Raw genomic sequence first — 8,807 nt, forward strand, 5'->3', positions numbered from 1 at the left:
GCTATTTACCCAAAATGCCAGGGCTGGGGTTAAAACAAAAGAAATATTGATTGTCCGGGGCTTAATCTGGTATGGGGGTGTATAATTCGGTTAAGTAAAAAAATATCGGGAAAGCAATTTTAAAAGCGAGAAAAAAATGAAGTTTAATACAATGATGATGGCCCTGATTCTGCTGCTTTGTGTTTATTTATCAGGATGTGGGGACAATGATCCGCAAAAAGACAGTCAAAAAGAACAACCTGAATCAAAAAGTATTATCACCCCCGAAGAGAAAAAAGAATATGCTGTTTTGCCTGAAAATATTAAATGGCTGACAAATGAATCAGACCCGGTTTTTTCATCTAAAAAGGCGCTCAAAGGCGGAATTCTTCATTCTGCTGTCACCAGTTTTCCCATGACGTTCAGGGTGGTCGGACCGGATTCAAACGGCTCGTTTCGAAGTGCAATTCTCGACAATCAACTATCATCGATTAATATCCATCCCAACACAGACAATATTATTTCTGAACTTGCCACGCACTGGGCCTTTGGGGATGATAAGAAAACCATGTACTTCAAGCTGGATAAAGATGCCAGGTGGTCGGACGGCAAACCGGTTACGGCCTGGGACTATGCCTATACCCTTGAATTTATGCGCTCAGAGCATATCATTGCTCCCTGGTATAACGATTACTATACAAAAGAACTGGAAGCGGTCATGGTCTATGATGACTATACCATTGGGGTAAAAAGTACGAAAGCCGTACCGGATCTTTACTTGAAACTAGGGATATCTCCCATACCGAAACACTATTTTGGCACGCTTGATGAAACATTTGTTCAAAAATACAACTGGGAGATTGTTCCCAATACAGGAGCCTATCAGATCAGTGATTTTAAAAAAGGAAAATTTATTAAATTCAAAAGAAAAAAAGAATGGTGGGCTAAAGATAAGACATATCTAAAAAACAGGTTCAATGTTGATGATGTTGTGTTTGATGTAATCCGGGATTCTAACCTTCAATGGGAATATTTTAAAAAAGGAAAACTCGATGCCTTTGGCTTGACGATGCCCAAATACTGGCATAAAAAATCAAACATTTCTTTGTTTCAAAAAGGGTATATTAATAAAATCTGGTTTTTTAATAATCAGGAGAGATCAGCACAGGGGATGTGGCTTAACCAGGATAAGGAAATATTCAAAGACAGACGGCTGTGTTATGCATTTGCCCATGCAATGAATATTGAAAAAGTCATAAACAATGTATTAAGGGGAGATTATTTCAGGCTGGCCCAGGCTTTTTCCGGGTATGGGGAATATACCGATCATGGAATAAAACCAAGAGGTTATGATATTGCAAAAGTGGGAGCCTTAATGATGTCTGCCGGCTGGAACAGGGGGAGTGATGGTGTCTGGCAAAAGGATGGAAGAAAATTTTCTGTTAAGGTTACCTATAGTTATGAGGAACATACGCCCAGGCTTGTGGTGCTTAAAGAAGATGCATTAAAAGCAGGAATTGAGCTTTTGCTTGAACGCCTTGATTCCACTGCAATGTTTAAAAAATTTTTAGAAAAAAAGCATGATGTCGCGTGGATGGGATGGAGTACAAACATAAGACCCTCTTATTGGCAGGGATGGCATTCTGACAATGCCCATAAACCCCAGACCAATAATATTACCAACACGGATGATCCCGAACTGGACGAGCTGATTGATAAATACAGGGCAAGCCTGAATAAAGAAGAAAGAATAGATCTGTCAATAAAAATACAGGATGCCATCCATGAAACCGGTGCTTTTGTGCCCACGTTTATGGTTCCCTATGTCAGGCTGGGATACTGGAGATGGCTTGAACTTCCCGATTTCCATGGAACCAAACGATCTGACAGTCTGTTTGATCCTTTCTCAACAACAACAGGGGGGCTTTTCTGGATTAATGCAGGGAAAAAGGATGAAACCCTAAATGCAAAGAAAAAGGACAGAGTTTTTCAGCCGGTTGTCATAATAGATGAACAGTTCAGGGTGGAGTAAATCAAAGTGGTTGAGCAGATCATATTAGATGTCAGGGATCTTATAATTGAGTTTCATACGGAGTTGGGTGTTGTCAGAGCCGTTGAACAGGTGGATTTTCAACTTAAAAAAGGTAAAATCCTTGGCATTGCAGGAGAGTCCGGATGCGGCAAAAGTGTTACCGCTCTCAGTATCATGAGACTTTTACCAAAACCGGTTTCACGGATTGTTCAGGGCAAGGCTTTATTTAACGGTCAAAATATTTTTAACCTGCCGGTAAAAGACATGCATCATATCCGGGGTAAAAAAATTTCCATGATTTTCCAGGAACCCATGACCGCCCTGAACCCGGTCCATTCAATTGGCAAACAGATGATCGAAATTTATAAACTTCATTTTTCTGAATTGCCTTTTGGTGAAATGACAACAGCTGCTGTCAAAATGCTGGAAAAAGTAAGCATATCTGATCCTGATAAAGTGATGAAAAAATATCCCCACCAGCTTTCCGGCGGTATGAGGCAGCGGGTAATGATCGCCATGTCACTGGCATGTGAACCTGATATTCTTATAGCAGATGAACCCACCACAGCATTGGATGTAACCGTCCAGGCCCAGATTCTGGATTTGATTAAATCCCTTCAGAGGGAATCAGAAATGTCTGTGATTTTGATCACCCATGATTTGGGGGTTATTGCAGAAAATTGTGACGATATTGTTGTCATGTATGCAGGAAGAATTGCTGAAAAAGCTGAAGTTGCGACACTCTTTAAACATCCAAAACATCCGTATACCAAAGGATTGTTAACATCAATTCCTTCACTTGCCAAAGAATCAAAAACCAGGCTCCCGACAATTAAGGGCAATGTACCGTCGTTATTGGATATGCCGGAAGGTTGCAGGTTTGCAAGCCGTTGTCCATTGGTTGAGGATATCTGTAGGAAAACAGTCCCGCTGGAGCGAAATGTGGGGCGAAATCATACAGCCGCATGCCATTTGGTGGATACATGAATTCATGCAAAAAAAATAAATTTTTAAAATAATCCTTGATTTTTTAAATCAAAGTCATAATAATCAACAATAGCCTCTCGGATAAGGGCTTAGCAGTTTCGTTCTAAAGGGAAGACCCATCTGTTAAAGTGGCAAGACCTTAAGTTTGAAACTATATTATTTATTTTAAGTAAGGAGAAAGTCACAATGGCAAATGGGATTGTAAAATGGTTTAACGATTCAAAAGGATACGGCTTTATCGAGCAGGAAGATGGACCGGATGTATTTGTTCATCATTCAGGTATCAATGGAAATGGCTTTAAATCACTTAATGAAGGCGATAAAGTCACTTTTGATGTGGAAGACGGCCAGAAAGGGCCGGCAGCAGTTAACGTAACTGTTCAATAAAATATTCAAAGGGTTTTCTTAAGACACGAATAGAAAACCCTTTTTTTGTGTTCCAAAGCGCCAGACAGATCTAACCCGGACATAATCGGACAGATTACAATAAATCAAAATCTATCCATGGAAAAAGGCGCAAGATCAATTCGCGCGTTGCCGTTGCATATCATATCGCAGACTGCTTTTCCTGTACCTGTAGCCAGTGTCAGTCCAAGCATGCCATGTCCGGTGGCAATAAACAGGTTGTTCTGGAAAGGGGATCTGTCAATAATGGGCAGGTCGTCATAAGTCATTGGGCGAAGTCCGCTCCACTGTTCAAGGATGGGATGCCTCACAGAGGTGTTCAAATATTCTTTTGCGCCCGTAATAAGCCTGGATAACCGCTTTGCATTTAACTCATCGGTAAATCCTGAAAACTCCATGGTGCCGCCAAGCCGATAGCCTGTTTTCCAGGGAGTTGCCACGATGTTTTTTTCATATAAGTAGCAGGGGATTTCGCAGGATTGATCCGGTCTTTCCATAGTAATACTGTATCCTTTACCCGGGTGGACCGGGATTCTCAGATCCAACTGTTTTTCCATGTCAGGTGTCCAGGCCCCTGTTGCAAGGACAAAAGCGTCTGCTTTATATTGACCCTTTACCGTATAAACTGATTTGATTTTACCCTGGTCAATTTCAAACCCTGTCATTTTACACTTCTCTTCAATCATAAGGCCTTTTTTGATCAACAGCTTTTTCCAGGCATCAACCAGCATCTCAGGCCTTAAGTGCCAAATGGATTGATCATACCAGGCACCGGCAATATCTTTATGGATTGCCGGCTCCAGTTTTTGAGCTTCATCCTTTTCAAGTGCTTTTGCACCAAACCCGAAATTTTGAAGAAAAGTGTTGGTGGATTCATAGCCCTCAAAAGATTTTTTATCTTTAAATAAAAGCAGAAGTCCTTTTTTTTCAAAATCGCATTCAATGGTATGTTCTAAAAAAAACGTTTCAAAGAGATCAAGAGAATATCTTAAAATATCATTTTTAGCCTTTGAAGCTGCCTTCATCTGGGTTGCGTTGCAATGTGCTGCAAATTTCAGCAGCCAGTGGATGAGTTTGATATCCAGTGTGGGTTTGATATATAGAGAAGATTTTCCCATCATTGCTTTGAAAATTTCACGACGGACGGCACCGGGTTCGCACAACGGAATAACATCTGAAAAATAAAGCAGGCCGCAATTTCCATGGGATGCCCCTGAACCGACAACCTCTTGTTCTATAATTCTTACGGACACATTCTTTTCTATAAGATAATGAGCACAGGCAAGACCGATAATTCCACCGCCAACAATAATCACATCATTATTTGATTTCATTATATCTATCCTTTAAAGTCAGTTGAAAAGAATGCAACCGATATATTAGAATTGTTTTAACTATTTTTCAATTTAATTGATGATATATTTATTTTATTTTGTATATCATGATATATAGACTGTAAAAATTTTTAGTTTAATAAGGATGATATGGCAATTCTTGAAGTAAAAAATCTTAAAAAATATTTTCCTGTGACCGGCGGCGTATTTTTAAGGCGTACCGGTTGGGTATATGCACTTGATGATGTCTCTTTTACGCTGAATAAAGGGAAAACCCTTGGTGTTGTGGGAGAATCAGGATGCGGTAAAACAACCCTGGCCAGATGTCTGATGGGACTCTATAACCCATCGGAAGGGGAAGTCATTATAAAAGGTCGGGTTGTTTCCAAACTCAATTCGCAGCAGAGAAAAAAACTTGCATTAAATTTACAAATGATTTTTCAGGATCCGTTTGAATCATTGGATCCCAGACAGACTGTCAAACAAATACTAGAAGAAAAATACATCATCCACGGCAAAAATAGCGGGAATCTGGACTCAACAATCAATCGATTGATTGAACGTGTCGGTCTCTTGCCGGATATGCTTTCTAAATTTCCCCATGAGTTTTCAGGCGGCCAGCGCCAGAGAATCGGTATCGCAAGAGCCATCAGCCTGGAACCGGAAATCATTGTTTGTGATGAACCGGTTTCAGCATTGGATGTTTCCGTTCAATCCAAAATTTTAAATCTTTTACTGGAACTCCAGCAGAAAATGGGGCTGACATATATTTTTATTTCCCATGATTTATCTGTTGTAAAACATGTCTCGGACAGGATCGCTGTCATGTATCTGGGCAAAATTGTTGAGATGGCGGATGCAAATGATATCTATAATAATGGGCGGCACCCCTATACCAATGCGCTTTTATCTTCTATCCCCGTACCAGACCCGGAATCTGGCCGGAACCGGATCATCTTGAAAGGAGAAGTGCCTTCTGTGGAGAATCCTCCTGCCGGATGCAACTTCAATACCCGATGTGAGTATGTTCAAAATATTTGTCGTGAAAAAGAGCCTGAACTGCTTAAAAACGCAGACGATCCAAACCATTTAACAGCATGTCATCTTTTCCATCCGCCAATCAGATGAAGATGAAGATGAAAAATTACCTGGCCGCCGCCTTTTTCAACATTGAATAACAATTTATATCCGGACGTATTAACACCCTGCTCTTTTGCCATGTCTTTGGCAAGCATGAAAAGACCTGAGACAATTGGACCCTCTTCCTTTTGCAAGTCATTTATGCTTCTGATATGCTTTTTAGGAACCAGCAGCACATGAACCGGGGCTGCAGGATTGATATCCCTGAAAACAACAAAATCATCATCTTCATATAAAAACTCAGTCGGGATTTCCCGGTTAACAATTTTACAAAACAGACAGTCGCTGGGCATTAAAACTCCTTTAAACAATTATAATTTATCGATTTCTTCTATCAATTTTTCCATGGCAATACTTGCCTTTTCCTCAAGAAAAATATCAGTAACAGACCTTGTATATTCAGACACATAAGGATTTATTTCAATAATTTTGGCCCCATTTGATTTTGCTGCCGACGGAATTGTGTTTGCCGGTGCCACAGTCCCTGTGGTGCCGATCAAAATAAAACAGTCTGCCTTTCTTGTCTCATTAAATGAATTTGTTTTTGCAGGTTCGGGAATGGCTTCTCCGAAAAAAATCACATCCGGTTTTAAAATCCCGCCACACTTTTTACACACCGGAGGAAGAACCTTCAGGTCAATCTCTAAAATCTTGTATTTTGTCCTGCATTTAAGACAGATAAGGTTTTTTAAGGACCCGTGAAATTCATGGACAATTTTACTGCCCGCATCTTTATGCAGGTTATCCACATTCTGGGTAATCACCGAACTTAACATATTGTTGGCCTCAAGTTCTACCAGAGCATAGTGGGCTGCATTGGGCCTGATTTTTCCAAACAGGTCATAAAAAATTTCCCGGATCACCTCCCAGGATTGCTTTGTATGACTGTAAAAATATTGGATATCAAACGTCTGGGGGTCATATTTATTCCAAAGGCCATTTTCCCCTCTGAACGGCGGGATACCGCTTTCCACGGAAATACCGGCACCTGTAAACGCGACACAGCGTTTGGATGATTTAATGATTTTTGCTGCCTTGGTATACATAAACGGTCTCTCTCCTGAAATATATTCAGACCAAGTCCATGATATCAAAGGTATTGGTCCATAATTCTGCAATCAGCAGTTTATTGCGGAGAATATCTCCGCGATCCAGCAAAATTTTCAGGCATTCGGAGGATTGAAGGGCTGCAACAAAAAGCGCACAATAGGCAATATTGCCAGTCATTGTCTCGACCCCTTTTGATTGTTTCCGACTTTTTTGCCCATATATCAATTCATATCCCTTATCCCCCGGAAAAATAGTTGTTACCTGACCTGTAACTCCTGCAATAGCACCGGATACTATGGGGATGGATGCTTTTTGAGCGGCTTTTTGCAACATGAATCTTGTATCTATGGCATCCAGGCAGTCCATAACCAGATCCGCATCTTTTATCCGTTCATAGAGATTGGATTCATCCACATATTCAACCAGATGCTTTACAATAACCTCGGAGTTGATGGCATTTACCCTGTTTTTTGCCGCTTGCGCCTTGGGGGTACCTATCAGATGTTCTTCACTCAAGAGTTGACGGTTTAAATTACTGGCTTCAAATGAATCCCCGTCAATCAGGGTTAAATGGCCGACGCCAACCCTTGCCAGCATCTCACATACGCCTCCGCCAAGGCCGCCTACCCCTATCACAGCGACTTTTGATGCCCCAAGTCTCTTTTGTTCCTTAAGGGAAAGCGTATTAAAATTTCTATCATACCGTTCTCCAAATTTTGAGGTTACCATAGTCTATCCACCTCCAACCGGCGGGAAAAGCCCAACCCTGTCATTGTGTTTCAACCGATATTTGCTATCCTGCCGCTTCCCATTGATAAAAATTAATTTCACAAGCTCTGGAGGAATACCAAAATCCAACATAAGCTTTTCCACAGTGGTTTCTTCAGGGATTTCAAGGCACCCGCTGTCTTTTGGGAGATATTTGGACAATGTTACAAACAACTTCAAGTCTATCTTTATCATAATTTTAAGTTTACAGTTTTTGCTTCTGCTGTTATTAAAATGATACATTATATGCCATAAGCGAATTATTTTGTATATGAATTAAATGAAAAGCTCGGAGATCCATGAAATATAAAAAAAGAGAACCCCTGGCCGTGCAGCAACTGGCTCAGGACCTGGCTGCCTTTGCCATTGACAGAACAGACCTGAAAGAACTTTTAGCTGCTATACCTGAAAACAGCAATTTAAACCTGACTGCCATAGAATATGAACTTCAAATTTTAAAAATCCTGAGTGTTGGCTGGGCCATCTCCTTTTTCATGCCGGCCACAGATAAAAATAAAGGGCCGTTAACACAGATGTTCTGGGAATTTATCAGGGAAACATCTCAAAACATATCCAATCTTACAGAGACAACAACCGGTCAAAGCATTGATTATTTTGAAATCTTAAAGCAACGACTGAATACCTACCTGGAGGTGATGCAGAATAATCCCGATGAGGCCCAAAATCCAGCCAATATTATGGGGCCGGCCTTTGCCAGTGCCTGTAAGTGTGAGGATGATGCTATTGCTATTTTAACCGGCACTAAAATATTTACCCTGACTCTGGGGGCTGTAAAAGACTATTTAAATACCGTGGAAATCGATGATATCAAGCTTAACTGATCTTATTGCGGTCACTACTACCAAAAGAATTAAACGCCCTTTAAATAAAGGGCGTACCCCATATTGATAGACAACGGGCTCGCCTTTTTACTATCCAAGAAATGGATAGTGCTTCTCACTATTTTATCTAAAAAGTGGCTTAACCCTGTGCCTACTTTTTTGGGGGAGGATCAAAAACGTATCCGGGTTCCCATAAAGAAGAATTTTAAAAGATTTTTTCCTCTTTAAACGTCACCAGACCCTCCTTAAGAAAGATTCTTACCAGAGATA

Annotated in this window: 10 protein-coding genes; 5 read left to right on the forward strand and 5 right to left on the reverse strand. The window is 40.6% G+C overall.

Going from position 1 to position 8,807, the window contains the following annotated elements; all coding sequences use genetic code 11:
* The first annotated feature begins 136 nt into the window (after positions 1 to 136).
* The 3 genes from QAI40_RS15750 (at position 137) to QAI40_RS15760 (ending at position 3,385) form a co-directional block, all read left to right on the forward strand.
* The gene (locus QAI40_RS15750; protein WP_299982978.1) at positions 137 to 2,011 is read left to right on the forward strand and encodes an extracellular solute-binding protein; all 1,875 of its coding nucleotides are present in this window, start codon (positions 137 to 139) and stop codon (positions 2,009 to 2,011) included.
* A 6-nt stretch (positions 2,012 to 2,017) separates the two neighbouring features.
* Positions 2,018 to 2,998, forward strand: coding sequence for an ABC transporter ATP-binding protein (locus QAI40_RS15755; RefSeq protein ID WP_299982981.1), 981 nt, complete (start codon positions 2,018 to 2,020; stop codon positions 2,996 to 2,998).
* Between the two features lie 186 nt (positions 2,999 to 3,184).
* Complete coding sequence (locus tag QAI40_RS15760; RefSeq protein WP_291348055.1) at positions 3,185 to 3,385, forward strand: cold-shock protein; 201 nt, start codon at positions 3,185 to 3,187, stop codon at positions 3,383 to 3,385.
* A gap of 104 nt (positions 3,386 to 3,489) precedes the next feature.
* On the opposite strand, the gene QAI40_RS15765 is transcribed toward QAI40_RS15760, so the two are convergent.
* Entirely contained in the window at positions 3,490 to 4,737 is a 1,248-nt protein-coding gene (locus QAI40_RS15765) for an NAD(P)/FAD-dependent oxidoreductase (RefSeq protein WP_299982989.1), read from the reverse strand.
* Positions 4,738 to 4,887: 150 nt separating this feature from the next.
* Between QAI40_RS15765 and QAI40_RS15770 the strand changes: the two genes are divergently transcribed.
* A complete protein-coding gene (locus tag QAI40_RS15770; RefSeq protein WP_299982992.1) occupies positions 4,888 to 5,865 on the forward strand; it encodes an ABC transporter ATP-binding protein in 978 nt (325 codons plus the stop codon).
* Here QAI40_RS15770 and QAI40_RS15775 read toward each other — a convergent pair.
* The 4 genes from QAI40_RS15775 to QAI40_RS15790 are packed head-to-tail and all read right to left on the reverse strand — an operon-like array spanning position 5,838 to position 7,875.
* A complete protein-coding gene (locus tag QAI40_RS15775) occupies positions 5,838 to 6,170 on the reverse strand; it encodes a histidine triad nucleotide-binding protein (RefSeq protein ID WP_299982995.1) in 333 nt (110 codons plus the stop codon). The genes QAI40_RS15770 and QAI40_RS15775 overlap by 28 nt on opposite strands.
* Positions 6,171 to 6,188: 18 nt before the next feature.
* Positions 6,189 to 6,923: an NAD-dependent deacylase gene (locus QAI40_RS15780; RefSeq protein ID WP_299982997.1), complete on the reverse strand. Its 735-nt coding sequence runs from the start codon at positions 6,921 to 6,923 to the stop codon at positions 6,189 to 6,191.
* A gap of 25 nt (positions 6,924 to 6,948) precedes the next feature.
* Positions 6,949 to 7,656, reverse strand: a complete 708-nt coding sequence (locus QAI40_RS15785) for a HesA/MoeB/ThiF family protein (RefSeq protein ID WP_299983000.1) — start codon at positions 7,654 to 7,656, stop codon at positions 6,949 to 6,951.
* 3 nt (positions 7,657 to 7,659) lie between these two features.
* Entirely contained in the window at positions 7,660 to 7,875 is a 216-nt protein-coding gene (locus QAI40_RS15790; protein ID WP_304511808.1) for a MoaD/ThiS family protein, read from the reverse strand.
* A 119-nt stretch (positions 7,876 to 7,994) separates the two neighbouring features.
* On the opposite strand from QAI40_RS15790, the gene QAI40_RS15795 reads away from it, so the two are divergent.
* Positions 7,995 to 8,537, forward strand: a complete 543-nt coding sequence (locus QAI40_RS15795; RefSeq protein ID WP_299983006.1) for a hypothetical protein — start codon at positions 7,995 to 7,997, stop codon at positions 8,535 to 8,537.
* Positions 8,538 to 8,807 lie beyond the last annotated feature (270 nt).

It is taken from the genome of Desulfobacula sp., from assembly GCF_030611305.1.
Lineage (GTDB): Bacteria > Desulfobacterota > Desulfobacteria > Desulfobacterales > Desulfobacteraceae > Desulfobacula.